This window comes from Streptococcus infantis (assembly GCF_047464715.1).
GTDB lineage: Bacteria > Bacillota > Bacilli > Lactobacillales > Streptococcaceae > Streptococcus > Streptococcus infantis_S.
In genome coordinates this window covers 17,713-36,784 of record NZ_JASHBJ010000008.1, presented here as the reverse complement: position 1 = coordinate 36,784, position 19,072 = coordinate 17,713, and the positions used below count along the sequence as shown (strand labels likewise).

Genomic DNA, 19,072 nt, shown 5'->3' with positions numbered 1-19,072 from the left:
AATGGAATATTCAAAAGCATTGAGAGAATGTATAGACAGTGCCTTTCTAGTGGCGAGTCGCTTTGGAGCAGACTACCTGGAGTCTTGGCACCTACTGATTGCTATGGCTAATCATAGCTACAGTGTTGCTGGAGCAACTTTGAACGAGTTCCCGTATGAAATTGATCGTTTAGAGGAAGTGGCTGTAGAATTGACAGAATCTAACTATAGCCACAAGGAAGATTATCAGGAACTCCCTTTTTCTTATCGTTTAAACGTCTTGATGTTGGAGGCGGAACATGTTGCCTCCGTTGTACATGCAAAAGCATTGGGAACTGAGCACCTTCTCTACGCAATCTTGCATGACGGTAATGCTTTAGCTACTCGCATTTTGGAAAAAGCAGGTTTTTCTTATGAAGACCAGAAGGACCAAGTCAAAATTGCTGGACTTCGTCGTAGCCTTGAAGCGCGTGCTGGTTGGACAAAGGAAGATTTGAAGGCTCTACGCCAGCGGCACCGCTCAGTAGCAGACAAGCAAAATTCGATGGCCAATATGATGGGCATGCCTCAAACTCCAAGTGGCGGTTTGGAAGATTATACTCATGACCTCACAGAGCAAGCTCGTTCTGGCAAGTTGGAACCAGTTATTGGTCGTGACCAAGAAATCTCACGTATGATTCAAATCTTGAGTCGTAAGACCAAAAATAATCCCGTTCTAGTTGGAGATGCGGGTGTTGGTAAAACAGCTTTGGCACTTGGCCTTGCACAACGAATTGCCAATGGAGATGTGCCAGCTGAAATGGCTAAGATGCGTGTCCTTGAACTCGATTTGATGAATGTGGTTGCAGGAACTCGTTTCCGTGGTGATTTTGAAGAACGTATGAACAATATCATCAAAGATATCGAGGAAGATGGCAAGGTCATCCTCTTTATCGATGAGCTTCATACCATTATGGGTTCAGGAAGTGGGATTGATTCGACCTTGGATGCGGCAAATATCCTGAAACCTGCCTTGGCACGTGGAACTCTGAGAACTGTCGGAGCGACTACTCAGGAAGAGTATCAAAAACATGTCGAAAAAGATGCAGCCCTTTCTCGTCGCTTTGCAAAAGTGATGATTGAAGAGCCGAGCGTGGCTGACAGTATGGCTATCTTACAGGGTTTGAAGGGAACTTATGAGAAGCACCATCATGTCCAAATTACAGACGATGCTGTAGAAACAGCTGTTAAAATGGCGCATCGCTATTTGACAAGTCGTCACTTGCCAGACTCAGCGATTGATCTTTTGGATGAAGCAGCAGCGACAGTCCAAAATAAATCGAAGCATGTGAAAGCAGACGAGTCAGGCCTAACAGCTGCTGACAAGGCCTTGATGGATGGCAAATGGAAGCAAGCAGCGCAACTCATTTCAAAAGAGCAGGAAGCACCTGTTTACAAAGATGTCGTAAAAGAATCTGATATTTTGACAACCTTGAGTCGCTTGTCAGGTATTCCAGTTCAAAAATTGACACAAACGGATGCCAAGAAGTATCTCAACCTTGAAGCTGAGCTGCATAAACGTGTTATTGGACAAGAACAAGCTGTCTCTAGTATCAGTCGTGCCATTCGCCGAAATCAATCAGGTATTCGCAATAACAAACGTCCAATTGGATCCTTTATGTTCTTAGGACCAACTGGTGTTGGTAAAACTGAATTGGCTAAGGCTTTGGCAGAAGTTCTCTTTGATGACGAATCTGCCCTTATCCGCTTTGATATGAGTGAATACATGGAGAAATTTGCAGCCAGCCGTCTCAACGGAGCTCCTCCAGGTTATGTAGGCTACGAAGAGGGCGGAGAGTTGACCGAGAAGGTTCGTAATAAACCGTACTCAGTACTTCTCTTTGACGAAGTAGAAAAGGCGCACCCAGATATCTTTAATGTTCTCTTGCAGGTCTTGGATGATGGTGTCTTGACGGACAGTAAAGGCCGTAAGGTTGATTTTTCAAATACCATCATTATCATGACGTCGAACCTTGGTGCGACAGCTCTTCGTGATGACAAGACAGTCGGTTTTGGAGCTAAGGATATTCGTTTTGATCAGGAAAATATGGAAAAACGAATGTTTGAAGAGTTGAAAAAAACTTATCGTCCAGAGTTCATCAACCGTATTGATGAAAAAGTGGTCTTCCATAGCTTGTCAAGTCAAGATATGCAGGAAGTGGTTAAGATTATGGTCAAACCACTGATTGCAAGCCTAGCAGAAAAAGGAATTGACTTGAAACTCCAAGCATCTGCCCTGAAGCTTTTAGCTCAGAAAGGGTATGATCCAGAGATGGGAGCACGGCCACTGCGCAGAACTCTGCAAACAGAAGTAGAAGACAAACTAGCAGAACTCCTTCTTACAGGTGAACTGAAAGAAGGTAAGACACTTAAGATTGGCGTCAAAGCTGGTCAATTGAAATTTGACATTGTATAAAAACAAGAACTAGGATACTCCAGTTACAGTAGAGAGAAACCCTTCATTGCCATCAATGCAGAAAGGAAGTAGAAGATGATGAATCAAACTATTCCAACCGGGATGACAGAAAAAGAGTATTTTGAAGTTCATGCAAGCCAGGAGGAGTTTCTTGAGTGGTATCACCAGCAAGAACTCCCTCAGTATGAAAAACCAAGCGTGACTGTGGATATGGTAGCCTATTGCTTTGTAGAAGGTAAAATGAAACTCTTTCTGATTCGTCGGAAGGCACATCCTTTTCAAAATGGTTTAGCGCTAGTTGGCGGATTTATGGATAAGGGGGAAGATGCTGCCCATGCTTGTCAGCGTGAAGTGAAAGAAGAAATCAATCTTGAACTTCCCTTAGAAAAGATTGAACAGTTAGTAACAGTATCGACTCCTGCTCGTGATCCCAGAGGTTGGACGGTTACCATTGCCCACTTGGTTTACCTACCGAGACAAGCAATTGATCTAGCTAAGGCTGGAGACGATGCAAAAGAAGTCGTTCTTGTAGATGTTGATTTTCACACAGGTAAGTGTTATTTGGATGGAAAAGAACTGGAAGAGAAGGACTTTGCATTTGACCACTTATCCATTATTCAAACATCCATCAAGAAAATTAAAAAAGCTATCGACTATGACCCTCGTTTCCTTTATCTACTAGAGGATGAGTTCACAGTGGATGACGGCCTAGCTCTCATTGAGACTCTATGCCCAGAGAAATCCTGTACAAGTGATAGTTTCTTAGAGAAATATGGTCATAGCATAGAGGAAGTTGGCTTTAAACGGATTCCTCAGAAGGAAGTTATCACTATTTATCGATTAAAATAAAAAGTGAGGTCGGAAAAATTTCCGGCCTCTTTTTGTTGTTATTTTATGTTTAAGGATGTTTATCTTTTTTAGGATTACTCATAAAACGAATGAATAAATCTTTGTATTTGTATTTCAAATAATGTTCGTGTAAGTATAGTAGAGACATATAGACAATCATGAAGATTGTGGTTAAATAAAATAAATCAAATGTAGTCTGGGCATAGCGACTTGCAGACTGATAAGAGCAGAAAGCACCTAAAATTATCCAAGGAAGATATTTGTAATATTTGCTTGACATAAGTCTACACCTCCAATATCCTATTTCAATTTTATTATAGCCCTTCAAGAAAAAATGCAAGCGATTACACTTTTAAAATATAGCATTTCAGTAGAAAGAATCTTCTTTTTTAAATACTTTACGAATAGTAGAGATAGGAGGATTAAAAAGGAACAAGTATAAATAAAAAACATATATAAATAGTTGACAAACAAGCAAGCAAATATTACAATAATATTACAGAAGTATTGCACAACATTTCAAAAAGATTACAGGAGAAAAATATTATGAAAACAAAAAACTCAATTCGATTGCTAGCAGTTGCCGTATTGGCTTCAACATTGCTCTTGGGAGCATGCGGCAATAAAAAAGAAGAAGCTAAAAATGACAATGCTAATAAGACAACGCAAACGACATCAAGTTCAAAGACAAGCTCTTCTAACAAAGATAGTAAATCTCAAACTTCAACAAGCACCACTACTTCAGAAAAAGCTAAGTCCTCTTCTGATCAGTCAGCGGCTACTGCAAATCAATCGCAAGCAACAACAGCGCCAGAAACAAAGCGGAATCAAAAATCTTCTGCTAAGCAGACGCCTTCTCAAGTCCCATCAAATCAAGAAGGAACACAAGCAAAATCGAATCAGTCAACTTATGATCCAACAACTGATCGCAAACTTCAAGACAAGCAGGCAGAACATAACAAACGTTATAAAGGAGTCTTGACTATGGTGGACAAAGATTTTTCGGCTGCAGCTGGAAATTGGAAGGGCGCTAATGGTGAAACTATCACTGTTTCATCAGGTGGCAAGTTTACAGTAGAATCTGCTGATGGTAAGAAAGAAAACTATTCTATCCAAAGCTATTCTTATACTCTTGATGATGGGAAATACAATGCTGAAGTAGGTGGTGGAAAAGTCATCCAAATTACAACAGGTGCAGATGGTACGGTATCTAGTGTTGTTTTGATTCAACCATAGAAAGCCGCCTCGCCTCAAATCTTGTCTAGACTTAGATTTATAAAAGAGTAGTTCAACTGTTTTTCACTTAATTTCTCTAATAGAAGTGGTATAATAAATGAATCGAAAGGGAATGAGTGACAAAGCAATGGCGGATAAATTAATTTTACCTCAAAATACACGACTCATGGGAGTGTTTCTTGGCTTTATAGGTGGTTCTTTGGATGTATTCTGTCACATTCAGTACCATAGTTTGGTGGCTACACAGACAGGAAATATTCTCCTACTGATATCAGATTGGCATGACTCGAATGTCATCAATACCATGTTGCGATTCTGCTCCATTATTTTCTTTTCCCTAGGATTTGTTTTTGCCTTGCACATGAAGGAATATCGTAAAACAGCCTATTGGCGGGTTAAGATGCTGCTTCCCTTATTTATTGGAACTCTTCTTCTGCCCTTCTTTTCGAGATTTCCCTTACTAGAAGTTCCTTTTATTGCTTTTGGAACAGGTATGATGATGCTAACATTTACGGGTAGTTTGATTGAAGATCATCCCTATGTCATTTTTATGACCTCTGGAAATTACCGAAAGATGTTGACTGCTTTGTATCGCATCGTTAGAGGAGAGGGAGATGTTCAAGAATATCGTCGCCAAGCCTTGAACTATGGAATTGTTGTAGGGAGTTTTGTTTTGGGGGCAATTAGTTTGGCTGTATCGATGCATTTTTTCCATGAATGGTCTATTTGGATTGTCAGCTTCAATCTGTTTTTGATCATGGCCTACTATATAGCTAGAGTGAAGCAACTAGATTTGCAAGATGAAAATATATAAAAAGGCAAGGCTCGTTTTTGAGCTTTGCCTTTTTTGTGAGGTGGATAGAAGATTATGCTTTATCTAACTGCAATAGTGCTTCAATCTCAGCCAGAGTGCTAGCTTGTGAAATAGCTCCACGGAGTTTAGCAGCTCCAGATGTTCCACGGAGATAGTGAGGAGCTAGTCCACGGAATTCACGGACGGCAACCTTTTCTCCTTTGAGATCAATCAAGCGTTTCAAGTGCTCGTAGGCGATTTTCATCTTGTCTTCGAAGGTCAAATCGGGGAGGATTTCTTCAGTTTCAAAGTAGTGATTGATTTGATTGAAGAGGTAAGGATTTCCCATAGCTGCGCGTCCAATCATAACGGCATCAGCACCGACTTCTTCAATACGTTGTTTTGCATCTTGGACAGTGCGGATGTCACCATTGGCGATAAATGGAATTTTTGTAAGAGCTTGGGCAACCTTGTGAAGGGTTTCAAGGTCCGCATGGCCAGTATACATTTGTTCACGGGTACGACCGTGCATGGCAAGGGCAGAAACACCTGCAGCTTCAGCAGCGAGGGCGTTTTCTACTGCTAAGGATGGGTCAGACCAGCCTGTACGCATTTTGACAGTGAGAGGGATATCAAGGACTGATTGAACCTTGTTAATGATAGAATAGATCTTGTCTGGATCCTTGAGCCACATAGCACCAGCCTCGTTTTTTACGATTTTATTAACTGGGCAGCCCATGTTGATATCGACGATATCGGTCTTGGTGTTTTCTTGGATGAATTCTGCTGCGCGTGCTAGGCTATCTTCGTCGCTTCCGAAAAGTTGGATCGAAACTGGGTTTTCTCCTTCATCGATATGAAGCATGTGAAGAGTCTTTTCATTGTTGTATTGGATACCTTTGTCAGAGACCATTTCCATGACCACAAGGCCAGCTCCGAGCTCTTTTGCAATGGTACGAAAGGCAGAGTTAGTTACGCCTGCCATAGGTGCTAAAACGGTACGATTGGGAATCTCAACATTACCAATCATAAAAGGTGTATTAAGATTTTCCACGAATGAGTTCCTCCAGGTCGTTTTCATCAAAGTTATAAGTTGTTTGGCAGAATTGACAAGTAATTTCTGCCCCGTGATCTTGGTCTTTCATTTCTTGTAAGTCTGAGCTTGGAAGGCTAGCAAGAGCATCCATAAAGCGTTCTTTGCTACAGTCGCATTGGAAACGAATTTCTTCTTCAGACAAGCGTTTGTATGGCTCGTCACCGTAGATAGATTGGAGAAGGGCTTCGATATGGTCGTCACTCTCTAGCAGTGTTGAAATGGCCGGCATTTCTTGGATACGTTTTTCAAAACGGGCGATTTCTTCTTCCTTGGCATTTGGCAATACTTGTAGCAAGAAGCCACCAGCAACCTTGACCTTGTCATCTTCATCTAAAAGGACATTAAGTCCAACTGCTGACGGAGTTTGTTGGCTTTCTGTTAGGTAAAAAGCTAGGTCTTCGCCAATTTCTCCAGAAATAAGAGACGTCATGGAATGATATGGATTTCCAGTGCCATAGTCTGTGATAACTAGGAATTGGCCATTGCCGACAAAAGGTCCCACTAGTACTTCACTAGTTGCAGTTTTTTTAATATCCACACCAGGGTTTTGTACATAACCTTTGACATTTCCCTTAGTATCTGCAACGGTGATGATGGCTCCGAGTGAGCTAGTTCCGAGGACTTTGACCGTAATTTTAGTATCTCCCTTTTCATTTGCGGCGAGGATTTGACTGGCAATCAAAGTACGACCAAGTGCTACAGTTGAGCTAGCTTGAGTTTGATGTTTTTCTTGAGCAGTGCGGACGGTTTCAGTGCTGTCTAGTACATAAGCACGAAAAGATCCACTTTCTGATATTGTTTTAATAATTTTATCCATAGCTACTATTTTAGCATAAAAATGCCCAAAGCGGGAGCCGTGTGTTTGCTAGTCTTTCAAATTGTTTGATTTATAATTTGCTGCTATTAGGATGTCATAAGATTTAGATTTTCAAAGGATGTTTTTATCAAGATTTTGCCTTGTCTTAAAATAAGCTAAAATCAACTTCTAAAAAATGGTAAACAGTTGAAAACAAAGGGAATAAAGTGGTAAAATGGTAAAATGGGAACGAGATTAAATAGTAATTGTATGTTTGCAAAAAATTGATGAAAATTTACAGAAAAGAAATCAATCATGAATAAAAAGAAACCATACTATGTTTTTTTAGGGCAAACTGTCCTGTATTTTATTGTTTTACTGGGTTTACTTTATTTCTTTAGTTATTTAGGGCAAAGTCAGGGAAGCTTTATTTACAATGAATTTTAGTTTAAGGAGAGAACGAATCGTGTCTAATAAGCCAATTAGAGATATGATTGAAAGAATTGAGTATTTTGCTCAAACTCAGCCTGCTTTTCCAGTATATAATGTCCTTGGAGAAGAGCATACCTATGGTCAATTGAAGGCTGATTCAGATAGCTTGGCTGCAGCTATTGATCGACTAGACCTACCTGAGAAATCTCCTGTAGTGGTTTTTGGTGGTCAAGAGTATGAGATGTTGGCTACTTTTGTGGCCTTGACAAAATCTGGCCATGCCTATATCCCAATTGATAGCCATTCTGCCTTGGAGCGTGTGTCTGCCATTCTTGAAGTAGCAGAACCAAGCTTAATCATAGCCATCAATGAATTTCCATTGGGAAACCCAGCTGCTCCAATCATGTCCTTGGAGCAAGTACGTGAAGCTTATGCGGCTCAGAATGTCTATGACTTGCAACATCCGGTCAAGGGAGATGATAACTACTATATCATCTTTACCTCAGGAACAACTGGGAAACCAAAAGGGGTGCAAATTTCGCACGATAACTTGCTCAGCTTTACCAACTGGATGATTACGGACAAGGAATTTGCAACGCCAGAGCGTCCGCAAATGTTGGCACAACCGCCCTATTCCTTTGACTTGTCTGTCATGTACTGGGCACCGACCTTGTCTCTTGGAGGAACGCTTTTTGCTCTTCCATCAGCCATCACTCAAGACTTCAAACAACTCTTTGCGACCATCTTTTCTCTTCCGATTGCGATCTGGACTTCGACACCATCTTTTGCAGATATGGCCATGTTGTCTGAAGATTTCAATGCTGAAAAGATGCCAGGAATCACCCATTTCTACTTTGATGGGGAAGAGTTGACCGTGAAAACAGCTCAGAAATTGCGCGAGCGTTTCCCAAATGCACGCATCATCAATGCTTATGGGCCAACGGAAGCAACTGTAGCTCTTTCGGCTGTAGCAATCACAGATGAGATGTTAGCGACTTTGAAACGTCTGCCAATTGGTTACACCAAAGAAGATTCTCCAACCTTCATCATTGATGAGGCAGGTAACAAATTGCCAAATGGTGAGCAAGGGGAAATCATCGTGTCTGGCCCAGCCGTTTCAAAAGGTTATATGAATAATCCAGAGAAAACAGCAGAAGCCTTCTTCGAATTTGAAGGTCTTCCAGCTTACCATACGGGAGATGTCGGAACCATGACGGATGAAGGCCTTCTTCTCTATGGTGGTCGGATGGACTTCCAAATCAAGTTTAATGGCTATCGTATTGAACTAGAGGATGTCTCTCAAAACTTGAACAAATCCAAGTACGTTGAATCTGCTGTTGCAGTTCCTCGTTACAACAAGGATCACAAGGTCCAAAATCTCTTGGCCTATGTTATCTTAAAAGAGGGCGTCGAAGAACAATTTGAGCGCGAAATTGATATCACGAAAGCTATCAAGGAAGACTTGGAAGATATTATGATGTCTTACATGATGCCATCTAAGTTTCTTTACAGAGAGGAATTGCCACTGACTCCAAATGGCAAGATTGATATCAAAGGATTGATTAACGAGGTGAATAATAGATGATGGATTTCCTGAAACAGCTGCCTCATATTGAGCCGTATGGGAATCCGCAGTACTTTTTGTACGTGATTACTGCTACCTTGCCAATCTTTATCGGACTTTTTTTCAAAAAACGTTTTGCCTGGTATGAAATATTGGTTAGTTTGTTCTTTATCGTAACTATGTTGACGGGGGGCAAGACTAATCAGATAGCTGCCTTAGGTATTTATCTGATATGGCAAATATTACTGGTACTTTTTTACAAGCAGTATCGAAAAGTCCGAGATGGCAAATGGATTTTCTACTTGGTGAGTCTATTATCGTTACTTCCCATCATTTTTGTGAAAGTTCAACCGGCTATTAACGGCACACAGTCTTTATTAGGATTTATTGGTATTTCCTATTTGACTTTTCGTTCGGTGGGAATCATTATCGAACTGAGAGATGGAGTTATTAAGGATTTGAAAATGTGGGAGTATTTACGTTTTCTTCTCTTTATGCCGACATTTTCAAGTGGTCCTATTGATCGTTTCAAGCGTTTTAATGAAAATTATAAGACGATTCCAGAACGTGATGAGTTGATGGACATGCTAGCTGAGTCAGTTCGATATATCATGATGGGGTTTCTGTATAAATTTATCCTGGCTCATATTTTAGGCGAAATTATGTTAACGCCCCTAAAAAATCTAGCTCTTCAGGTAGGTGGATTCTTTAACTATTATGTAGTAGCAGTCATGTATACATTTGGTTTGGATCTTTTCTTTGATTTTGCGGGCTATTCTATGTTTGCTTTGGCGATTTCAAATCTGATGGGAATTCGTAGTCCGATCAACTTCAACAAACCTTTTTTATCAAGGGATTTGAAGGAGTTTTGGAATCGTTGGCATATGAGTTTATCTTTCTGGTTCCGTGATTTTGTCTTTATGCGCATGGTCATGTTAATGACGAGAAAGAAGCTTTTTAAGAATCGAAATGTGACTTCAAGTGTCGCCTATATCCTGAATATGCTCCTTATGGGCTTCTGGCATGGGATAACATGGTTTTATATCGCTTACGGACTCTTTCATGGGATAGGCTTAGTGATGAATGATGCCTGGGTTCGGAAGAAAAAAACGCTCAATAAAGAACGTAAGAAAGCAGGGCGAGCTCCCTTGCCTGAGAACCGTTGGGTTCAGTTACTTGGCATGGTGATAACCTTCCATGTCGTAATGGTTTCATTCTTAATCTTTTCCGGATTTTTGAATGATTTATGGTTTAAAAAATAGAAGGAATTAAAAAATGGATATCAAATCAGAAGTTATTGAAATTATCGATGAATTGTTCATGGAAAATGTTTCTGACATGATGGATGAAGATCTTTTTGATGCAGGTGTCTTGGACAGTATGGGAACCGTTGAATTGATTGTAGAAATTGAAAATCGCTTTGATATTCGTGTCCCGGTTACAGAATTTGGTCGTGATGACTGGAATACAGCCAATAAAATCGTAGCAGGGATTACGGAGTTAAAGAATGCTTAAACGACTGTGGTTGATTTTTGGACCACTCCTTGTAGCGGGTGTATTGGTTCTACTACTCATCTTTTTCTATCCAAGTAGCAAAAGTCACAATCTTATGGAGGAAAAATACTCTGCGGCCTCAATAAGTGCAGAAAGCTTTAAGGAGAGAAGTCAAAAAGTGAGAGCTCTCACAGATCCTGATATGCGTTTTATCCCTTTCTTTGGGTCCAGTGAGTGGATGCGCTTTGATAATATGCACCCAGCGGTACTAGCTGAAAAGTATAATCGCCCCTATCGTCCTTATTTTATGGGGCAGGCAGGAGCGGCTTCTCTTAGTCAGTATTTTGGAATGCAACAAATCACATCTGAACTTGAAAATAAACAAGCGGTATTTGTGATCTCTCCACAATGGTTTACAAAAGAAGATCATGACCCGACTATTTTCCAAACTTACTTTAATAATGATCAGCTGACTGCCTTTTTGGAAAATCAATCTGGAGACGCGGCCTCTCAGTTTGCTGCCAACAGACTTTTGAAACAAAATCCAGGAATCTCTCTGAAAGGGATTGTTGAAAAGTTGGCTAAGAATGAACAGTTGTCAGACTTCGATCATTCAATAATTACAGCTTCTGCAGAATTCAACGAAAAACAATCTGCTCTTTTTGGCCAATTCTCGATTCGTGGGCGATTAAGGTACAAAGATCACGTTGAAAAATATTTGGGCAATCTCCCTGATCAATTCTCTTATGAAGAATTGGAAGCTATCGCTCGAAAAGAGGGTGAAGAAAATACGACCAATAATGATTTGGGTATGGAAAACCATTTTTACAATACTCAGCTAAAGAAGGATTTGAAAAAGTGGGAAGGCTCTCAAAAGAATTTTAACTTTCTAAAATCGCCTGAGTACAATGATTTACAGTTAGTACTTGATCAATTTGCCAAGTCTAAGGTCAATGTGATTTTTGTTTTTCAACCTGTCAATAAAAAATGGATGGATTATACAGGCTTGAGTGAAGAAATGTATCAACACACTGTCGAAAAAATTCGATACCAATTGGAAAGTCAAGGGTTCACCAACATCGCTGACTTTTCAAAAGATGGTGATGAACCATACTTTGTCAAGGATACGATTCATATCGGTTGGTTAGGTTGGTTGGCGTTTGATAAGGTTGTCAATCCTTTTTTGAGCAATCCAACAACAGCTCCTAATTACCAAATGAATGATCGATTCTTCAGCCAGGATTGGGCAAATTACGATGGGAATATTAAAGATTTTCAGTAAATAGCAAAAGAGTCTGAACCTTGGTTTGGGCTCTTTGTAATCGCTGAGTTTTTTGTTGATGGCTAGTATAGTAGTCGAGTAATAGTAAGAAAAAAGTATCGAGAAAATGAAAACATAAAAAATTGTTTTCATCTTTTTTCTTGATTCTTTTTTGGTTTGTGATATAATTAACCAGTAAAGAATCTGAAGCGATCTATATTGTTTTACGAAAAAGATAACTAGGGAAGGAGAAGTTCATGAGACAATTAGCAAAAGATATTGATCATTTTTTAAATGAAGTTATCCTCAAAGCTGAAAACCAACACGAAATTTTGATTGGTCATTGCACGAGTGAGGTTGCTTTGACAAATACCCAGGAGCATATTCTCATGCTCTTATCAGAGGAATCGTTAACCAATTCGGAGTTAGCACGTCGTCTGAATGTCAGTCAGGCTGCTGTCACCAAGGCTATTAAGTCTTTGATTAAAGAGGAGATGTTAGAAACATCTAAGGATCCCAAGGATGCTCGAGTGATTTTTTATCAATTGACAGACCTGGCTCGACCAATTGCTGAAGAGCACCATCATCATCATGAGCACACCCTCTCGACTTATGAGCAGGTTGCTACTCAATTTACGCCAAACGAGCAACAAATTATCCAGCGGTTTTTAACTGCTTTAGTAGGAGAAATCAAGTAATGAGATACATCACAGTAGAGGATTTATCCTTCTATTATGACAAGGAACCTGTGCTTGAACATATCAATTACAGTGTTGATAGTGGGGAGTTTGTCACCCTAACTGGAGAAAATGGAGCAGCCAAGACAACGCTAATCAAGGCTAGTCTGGGTATTTTGCAACCAAGATTTGGCAAAGTTACCATTTCAAAGACCAACACTCGTGGGACAAAACTAAGAATTGCCTACCTTCCTCAACAGATTGCAAGTTTTAATGCAGGCTTTCCAAGTACTGTTTATGAATTTGTCAAATCAGGCCGCTATCCAAGAAAAGGTTGGTTCCGTCGTCTGAATGCCCATGATGAGGAACATATTAAGGCGAGTTTAAACTCTGTCGGCATGTGGGAACATAGGGATAAACGCATTGGTTCCCTCTCTGGTGGGCAAAAACAAAGAGCGGTTATTGCACGTATGTTTGCTTCGGATCCAGATATCTTTATCTTGGATGAGCCAACGACAGGGATGGATGCGGGAACCAAGAATGAATTTTATGAGCTCATGCACCATAGTGCCCACCATCATGGCAAGGCTGTTTTGATGATTACCCATGATCCGGAAGAAGTTAAGGATTACGCAGATCGCAATATCCACCTGGTCCGAGACCAAGATTCGCCATGGCGTTGTTTCAATGTCCATGAAAGTGACCAGGAGGTGGAGCATGCTTAATCTATTGTCTTATGATTTTATGCAGCGGGCCTTTTTGGCTGTTATTGCCATGAGTCTCTTTTCACCAGTTCTGGGGACATTCCTTATCTTGCGTCGTCAAAGTCTCATGAGTGATACTCTGAGTCACGTCTCGCTTTCAGGGGTTGCCTTTGGCTTGGTTTTAGGAATTTCTCCGACCATTTCAACCATTGTGATTGTCTTGATTGCGGCGGTCTTCCTTGAATACCTACGTACGGTTTATAAAAGCTTTATGGAGATTGGGACAGCCATTCTCATGTCAACAGGTCTTGCGGTTTCACTCATTGTTATGAGTAAGGGTAAGAGCTCTAGCTCGATGAGTTTGGACCAATACCTCTTTGGTTCTATTGTGACCATCAGTCAAGAGCAGGTAATTGGACTCTTTGTCATTGCAGCGGTTGTTTTAATCCTGACCTTTCTCTTTTTAAGACCCATGTACATCTTAACTTTTGACGAGGATACAGCTTTTGTAGATGGCCTTCCAGTGCGTACTATGTCCATTCTCTTTAACATGGTAACGGGTGTGGCCATTGCGCTCATGATTCCAGCTGCAGGAGCACTTTTGGTATCAACTATCATGGTCTTGCCAGCTAGTATCGCTTTGCGTTTAGGCAAAAACTTTAGTTCTGTGATGATTCTTGCCAGTGTTATTGGTTTTCTAGGTATGGTGGCAGGGCTTTATATATCTTATTATGCAGAAACACCACCTAGTGCAAGCATTACCCTGATCTTTGTAGTTGTCTTCTTGTTAGTCAGCTTACTCAAACGTTTTATCAAATAGGAGAAATACATGAAAAAACTAGGCCTACTTTTGGCAAGTCTTGTAACACTATTCTTAGTCGCTTGTTCCAATCAAAAACAGGCAGACGGAAAATTAAATATTGTCACAACTTTCTACCCTGTCTACGAATTTACCAAGCAAGTAGCAGGGGACACAGCCAATGTCGAACTCTTAATCGGGGCTGGAACAGAGCCACATGATTATGAACCATCACCAAAGGCAGTCGCTAAAATTCAAGACGCTGATGCCTTTGTTTATGAAAATGAGAACATGGAAACATGGGTTCCAAAGCTTTTAGATTCACTAGATGAGAAAAAAGTAAAAACAATTAAGGCTACTGGAGATATGTTGCTTCTTCCAGGTAGTGAAGAAGAGGAAGACCATGACCACGGCGAAGAGGGTCATCATCACGAGTATGACCCTCATGTATGGTTGTCTCCTGCGCGTGCCATTAAGCTTGTAGAACATATCCGTGACAGTTTATCAGCTGACTATCCAGATAAGAAGGCGACTTTTGAGCAAAATGCAGCTGCCTATATCGAGAAATTACAAGCTCTAGACAAGGCCTATACTGAAGGACTTTCTGATGCTAAACAAAAGAGTTTTGTAACTCAACACGCTGCCTTTCGTTATCTAGCCTTGGACTACGGACTTAATCAAGTCTCTATCTCAGGTCTGTCACCAGATGCTGAACCGTCAGCAAGTCGCTTGGCAGAATTGACCGAGTACATCAAGAAAAACAAGATTTCTTATATCTACTTTGAAGAAAATGCCTCTCAAGCTCTAGCCAATACTCTTTCAAAAGAAACAGGAGTTAAGTTAGACGTTCTGAATCCTCTTGAAAGCTTGACCGAAGAGGATATGAAGGCGGGAGAGAACTATATCTCTGTTATGGAGAAAAATCTCAAAGCTCTCAAGCAAACAACTGACCAGGCAGGGGCAGAAATTGAACCAGAAAAAGCAGAGGAAACTAAAACCGTTCAAAATGGTTACTTTGAGGATGCAGATGTTAAAGACCGTACCTTGAGTGACTATGCTGGCAACTGGCAGTCTGTTTTTCCTTTCCTCGAAAATGGTACTCTAGATCAAGTCTTTGACTACAAGGCTAAATTGACTAGCAAAATGACTAAGGATGAATACAAAGCCTACTATCAAAAAGGCTATCAAACCGATGTATCTAAGATTAATATCACGGATAACACCATGGAATTCATTCAAGGTGACCAAAGTAAAAAATATACATACAAGTATGTCGGCAAGAAAATCTTGACCTATAAGAAAGGGAATCGAGGAGTTCGTTATCTCTTTGAAGCGACTGATGCGGACGCTGGACAATTTAAGTATGTTCAATTCAGCGACCACAATATCGAACCAGTTAAGACTGGGCACTTCCATATTTTCTTTGGAGGCACTAGCCAGGAAGCCCTCTTTGATGAGATGGACAATTGGCCAACCTACTATCCAGATAGCTTATCTGGTCAAGAAATCGCCCAAGAAATGTTGGCTCATTAAATCGAAACAATCCTTCCTACATGGGAGGATTGTTTGTTTTTCCATCCCTAAGCATCTGAATTGACATTAGTTGATAAGGGAGTATAATAGATGTAACTAAAAAAGTTACAACAAAGGAGTTTTTCTATGGTTTACGAATATAATAGTCGCATTCATTTGGCAGAGGTGGCTTTAAATGTTAGAGATTTAGCAGGTCAGACTGCTTTTTATCACCAATTACTTGGTTTGGAAATATTACATCAATCGGAAAAAGAAGTTCTTCTAGGTGCGGGAGAAAAACCGCTAGTTCGGCTAATTAAGACAGATGACATTAGCAATCCTAAGCAAAGTTATGGTCTTTATCATATGGCCCTTCTTTTGCCGACTCGTGAAGATTTGGCTAATGTTTTTAAACACTTGTTAGACTTAAAGATTCCGCTAGTTGGCGGAGCGGATCATGGTTATAGTGAGGCTATCTATTTGGAAGACTTAGAGGGCAATGGCATTGAACTCTATAGAGACAAACCTGTAACAGTCTGGGATATTCGTGAGGATGGCCGTATTATTGGTGTGACAGAAGAACTGTCTGCCCAAGATATCTATGAACTGGGACAAGAACTAGATCCCTTTGTGATTGCAAGTGGTACTAGAATGGGACATGTTCATCTATCCGTTAAAAACAGTCGAGAAGCGTCTGCCTTTTACCAAGGTTCTCTAGGTCTTAAGGATAAATTCACGATTCCACACGCCAGTTGGATTGCATCGGGGGATTACCATCATCATCTAGCAGTTAATGAATGGGGAGGTAAAAACTTTGCTCCTCGTGAGCAAGGAATGGCAGGCCTAGCCTACTATGTAGTTGAAGTTGAGAACAAAGAGGAATTATTAAAAGTATTTGCTCAATCTCAAACTGGCAAGGCGATAACTCAGTGGCTTTCTTCTGCAGAATTTAGTATAACTGATAGCGATGGCATTGTGACGCGAGTTAGAGTGGGAAATTAGAAAAGAGCGGTTCAGTCTACTTTAGAAGTAGTTTGAACTGCTCTCTTTTTATTCAGGTTTTTCGAGAATGAAAAGTTCTTTTGTTGCGTACTTACTTTCTTTATATCCTAGTGTTTCATAACTAGTAATTAAAGGATCATAGACATCGTTCTTTCCTTTTTGTTCACGTGGAATTACGACATAATCAATTGATGGGTCAGCTTTTCGTTGGTTGTGGTAGAAAATATCGTATAGGGCCTGATGTTTTCTAAGTGCAGGTGTATAGCCTCCTTCTGCAACGATTGAGGCATTTTCTGGTAGAATTTCTAGGCCGTATTTGATTGCTTCAAATTTCTCTTTGTTTTGTTGATAATAGCCAATGTTGAAAGACCAACTTTGAGTAAGGCGATGAAGAATAGTACCAGAAAAAATTATGCCAACAAAAATAAATGAAATCACCATTTTTTCGTTAATGTGTTTGTGCAATTTTAAATCTTCTAAAGCTAGCAAGGCCATTATGAAGAGTAAGGCTCCACTACCATAACTATATTGAAAGCCGATGTCGTATTGATAAGGCCAATCCGGCAATAAATTAATAACTACTAAAGGTAGAGCTAAAAAATAAGTTGACCAGTTGCGTTGCAATAGTGGTAGAAAACACATAGGAGCTAACATCAGGAATAAATAACCTAGTTTTTTAGCCATGAATAAATGGCTGATGGCGAAACTTGAGTGAAGAACTAAATTTTTAAATACGGCTAAAATACCATTTTCATCTTTTAGTAAGAATGCATCGAATCGTGAGACCATTCCGCCTTCTCCGAATGTGCTCAGGATTAACAATGCTAGAGTGAAGTATAGAAGTGGTAGGAGAAATTCAGTTAGGATCAGCCATTGTTTGGTTTTGCTCGTCAGATTGAATCGTTTCTGGGATAAGAAGAATATTCCAATGCTGAAGACATAGATAAAGGCATCTTCTTTGACCAAAAGTAGTAGGATAGTGGATATTAGAATACCCCACTTCTTCTCATTTACTATGAAATAGAATACCCAAAATATCAAAGGAACCAAGAAACAATTTTCATGCAGGTGATAACCTCCTGCAGTAGTTAATACGGGTAAAAGCACAAACCAAAGGACTGTCAAAATGTTTGCCAATTTCGATAAATTCAATTTTGATAGGAGTAATCTTAAAGGAATAACTGCAGAGAATACAACCCAAATTTGTAGTACTTCTAATGTTTCAACATGAGGGAAAAGCTTGTAGAAAGGTAACATCAGATAGAAAATGGGTGAGATGTGAACTGCAAAGTGCGATAATACTCGATCGCGCTCTAGTGTTGTGATAGCGCTCAAGTCGGTGCTCATGCGATGAAACATCTGTGAGAATAGACCAATATCAAAGGTAGAACCATCAAAGGTTTTTACTTTATAGATAAAAACAATCGAGAGATAGACAACATAGAGAGTAACGATAGAAAATACACCATAGGTTAGTAATTTTTTGTAGCGCTCTAAGTATTGCTTAAGCGGGGAGTTGTGAATTAAAAGAAGGGTGGTTCCTGAAAGCAAACCAGCAAAGATTACAGGCCAAATAATAATGTTAAATCGAGTGTCTGCCAAATTGAAAGCATGAAACTCAAGTGCAGTATCTTGGAAGTTTGAATTAAGCAATGTCAATAGACGAGGTGTTGTAAATAAAATAACTAGTAGGTACAGAAATGAAAATTTTTCTTTTCTGAGAAAACTGCCAATATATAGTACTAATGTCAGCAATAGCAAACCTAGGGATAAGAAAAAGGACATGCTCTTATAGATAGCAATAAATAATACAATGTTTAATAATAAAGTATTGATTTTGGAAATACTTAATGCAGGAATTTTTTTAGCAAAAAGAATCAAAGCGGACCCAACTATAAAAAAAGTTCCTATTATTAAAGCTGACACGGGAGCTAAGGCGAGAAATACATCGTGTGGTGTTGAAGTTAACAATTCGATCAAAATCATCAGAAGATAGGCCCCGAATAAACAAGATAAGTAATACATTCGTTGCTCTATCAAGTTTGTTAGAATTCGTTTCATTTCATAAAGTCCTCCAGCTAGTATTCTATCATAAAAAAGTAATTTCTTTAACTTGTGACTGATTATTATATAGTTTTGAGTTGCCTTTAAAAAATATCTCTTACATTTTTTGAAGAATTACTCATCGTATTATCAGTTAGCATTTTTGAAATAAAAAGTAAAGAAAAGATGAAATTATGAAAACCACCTTTTCTGAAAACAAACCACACCTATACTAACGAAAGAAAAATCCTTCAAAGCCCTAGCCTACTATGTGGCTGAAATTGAGAACAAAGAGGAATTATTAAAAGTATTTGCTCAATCTAAAAGTAGCGAAGCGGTAACTCAGTGGTTTTCATCCTCAGAATTAAGCATGACTGACA

General features: G+C 39.7%; 18 protein-coding genes. 14 read left to right on the top strand and 4 right to left on the bottom strand.

Annotation, left to right across the window (positions count from 1 at the left end; all coding sequences use genetic code 11):
- Position 1: 1 nt before the first annotated feature.
- The gene (locus QM419_RS08785) at positions 2-2,434 is read left to right on the top strand and encodes an ATP-dependent Clp protease ATP-binding subunit (protein ID WP_414278523.1); all 2,433 of its coding nucleotides are present in this window, start codon (positions 2-4) and stop codon (positions 2,432-2,434) included.
- A 75-nt stretch (positions 2,435-2,509) separates the two neighbouring features.
- Positions 2,510-3,283 carry an NUDIX domain-containing protein gene (locus QM419_RS08780; RefSeq protein ID WP_373114036.1) on the top strand — a complete coding sequence of 258 codons (774 nt, stop codon included), beginning with the start codon at positions 2,510-2,512 and terminating at the stop codon, positions 3,281-3,283.
- A gap of 49 nt (positions 3,284-3,332) precedes the next feature.
- Here QM419_RS08780 and QM419_RS08775 read toward each other — a convergent pair whose 3' ends face one another.
- Complete coding sequence (locus QM419_RS08775; RefSeq protein WP_006144770.1) at positions 3,333-3,563, bottom strand: hypothetical protein; 231 nt, start codon at positions 3,561-3,563, stop codon at positions 3,333-3,335.
- A gap of 266 nt (positions 3,564-3,829) precedes the next feature.
- On the opposite strand from QM419_RS08775, the gene QM419_RS08770 reads away from it, so the two are divergent.
- Both QM419_RS08770 and QM419_RS08765 read left to right on the top strand, forming a co-directional pair.
- The gene (locus tag QM419_RS08770; protein ID WP_006151021.1) at positions 3,830-4,519 is read left to right on the top strand and encodes a hypothetical protein; all 690 of its coding nucleotides are present in this window, start codon (positions 3,830-3,832) and stop codon (positions 4,517-4,519) included.
- A 127-nt stretch (positions 4,520-4,646) separates the two neighbouring features.
- Positions 4,647-5,333 carry a YoaK family protein gene (locus QM419_RS08765; RefSeq protein WP_414278532.1) on the top strand — a complete coding sequence of 229 codons (687 nt, stop codon included), beginning with the start codon at positions 4,647-4,649 and terminating at the stop codon, positions 5,331-5,333.
- A 52-nt stretch (positions 5,334-5,385) separates the two neighbouring features.
- Here QM419_RS08765 and dusB read toward each other — a convergent pair whose 3' ends face one another.
- Both dusB and hslO read right to left on the bottom strand, forming a co-directional pair.
- On the bottom strand, positions 5,386-6,366 hold the full coding sequence (dusB, locus tag QM419_RS08760; protein WP_414278522.1) for a tRNA dihydrouridine synthase DusB: 981 nt from the start codon (positions 6,364-6,366) through the stop codon (positions 5,386-5,388).
- Positions 6,353-7,225 carry an Hsp33 family molecular chaperone HslO gene (hslO, locus tag QM419_RS08755; protein WP_414278521.1) on the bottom strand — a complete coding sequence of 291 codons (873 nt, stop codon included), beginning with the start codon at positions 7,223-7,225 and terminating at the stop codon, positions 6,353-6,355. Before hslO ends, dusB begins: the two co-directional genes overlap by 14 nt.
- Positions 7,226-7,519: 294 nt before the next feature.
- Between hslO and QM419_RS08750 the strand changes: the two genes are divergently transcribed.
- The 10 genes from QM419_RS08750 to QM419_RS08705 all read left to right on the top strand — a co-directional run bounded on the left by QM419_RS08750 (position 7,520) and on the right by QM419_RS08705 (position 16,649).
- A complete protein-coding gene (locus QM419_RS08750; protein WP_006154052.1) occupies positions 7,520-7,651 on the top strand; it encodes a teichoic acid D-Ala incorporation-associated protein DltX in 132 nt (43 codons plus the stop codon).
- Between the two features lie 19 nt (positions 7,652-7,670).
- Complete coding sequence (gene dltA / locus QM419_RS08745; protein WP_414278520.1) at positions 7,671-9,221, top strand: D-alanine--poly(phosphoribitol) ligase subunit DltA; 1,551 nt, start codon at positions 7,671-7,673, stop codon at positions 9,219-9,221.
- Positions 9,218-10,462 carry a D-alanyl-lipoteichoic acid biosynthesis protein DltB gene (gene dltB / locus QM419_RS08740; RefSeq protein ID WP_414278519.1) on the top strand — a complete coding sequence of 415 codons (1,245 nt, stop codon included), beginning with the start codon at positions 9,218-9,220 and terminating at the stop codon, positions 10,460-10,462. Before dltA ends, dltB begins: the two co-directional genes overlap by 4 nt.
- A 13-nt stretch (positions 10,463-10,475) precedes the next feature.
- Complete coding sequence (gene dltC, locus QM419_RS08735; RefSeq protein WP_414278518.1) at positions 10,476-10,715, top strand: D-alanine--poly(phosphoribitol) ligase subunit DltC; 240 nt, start codon at positions 10,476-10,478, stop codon at positions 10,713-10,715.
- Entirely contained in the window at positions 10,708-11,976 is a 1,269-nt protein-coding gene (gene dltD / locus QM419_RS08730) for a D-alanyl-lipoteichoic acid biosynthesis protein DltD (RefSeq protein ID WP_414278517.1), read from the top strand. Before dltC ends, dltD begins: the two co-directional genes overlap by 8 nt.
- Positions 11,977-12,212: 236 nt before the next feature.
- A complete protein-coding gene (adcR, locus tag QM419_RS08725; protein ID WP_414278516.1) occupies positions 12,213-12,653 on the top strand; it encodes a zinc-dependent transcriptional regulator AdcR in 441 nt (146 codons plus the stop codon).
- Positions 12,653-13,357, top strand: coding sequence for a metal ABC transporter ATP-binding protein (locus QM419_RS08720; RefSeq protein WP_214262902.1), 705 nt, complete (start codon positions 12,653-12,655; stop codon positions 13,355-13,357). Before adcR ends, QM419_RS08720 begins: the two co-directional genes overlap by 1 nt.
- Positions 13,350-14,156, top strand: coding sequence for a metal ABC transporter permease (locus QM419_RS08715; protein WP_414278515.1), 807 nt, complete (start codon positions 13,350-13,352; stop codon positions 14,154-14,156). Before QM419_RS08720 ends, QM419_RS08715 begins: the two co-directional genes overlap by 8 nt.
- Before the next feature lie 9 nt (positions 14,157-14,165).
- Complete coding sequence (locus QM419_RS08710; RefSeq protein ID WP_414278514.1) at positions 14,166-15,668, top strand: zinc ABC transporter substrate-binding protein AdcA; 1,503 nt, start codon at positions 14,166-14,168, stop codon at positions 15,666-15,668.
- Between the two features lie 126 nt (positions 15,669-15,794).
- Positions 15,795-16,649: a VOC family protein gene (locus QM419_RS08705; RefSeq protein WP_414278513.1), complete on the top strand. Its 855-nt coding sequence runs from the start codon at positions 15,795-15,797 to the stop codon at positions 16,647-16,649.
- Between the two features lie 48 nt (positions 16,650-16,697).
- On the opposite strand, the gene QM419_RS08700 is transcribed toward QM419_RS08705, so the two are convergent.
- Positions 16,698-18,710 (bottom strand): DUF2079 domain-containing protein, encoded by a 2,013-nt coding sequence (locus QM419_RS08700; RefSeq protein WP_414278512.1) that lies wholly within the window; start codon positions 18,708-18,710, stop codon positions 16,698-16,700.
- Between the last annotated feature and the right edge of the window lie 362 nt (positions 18,711-19,072).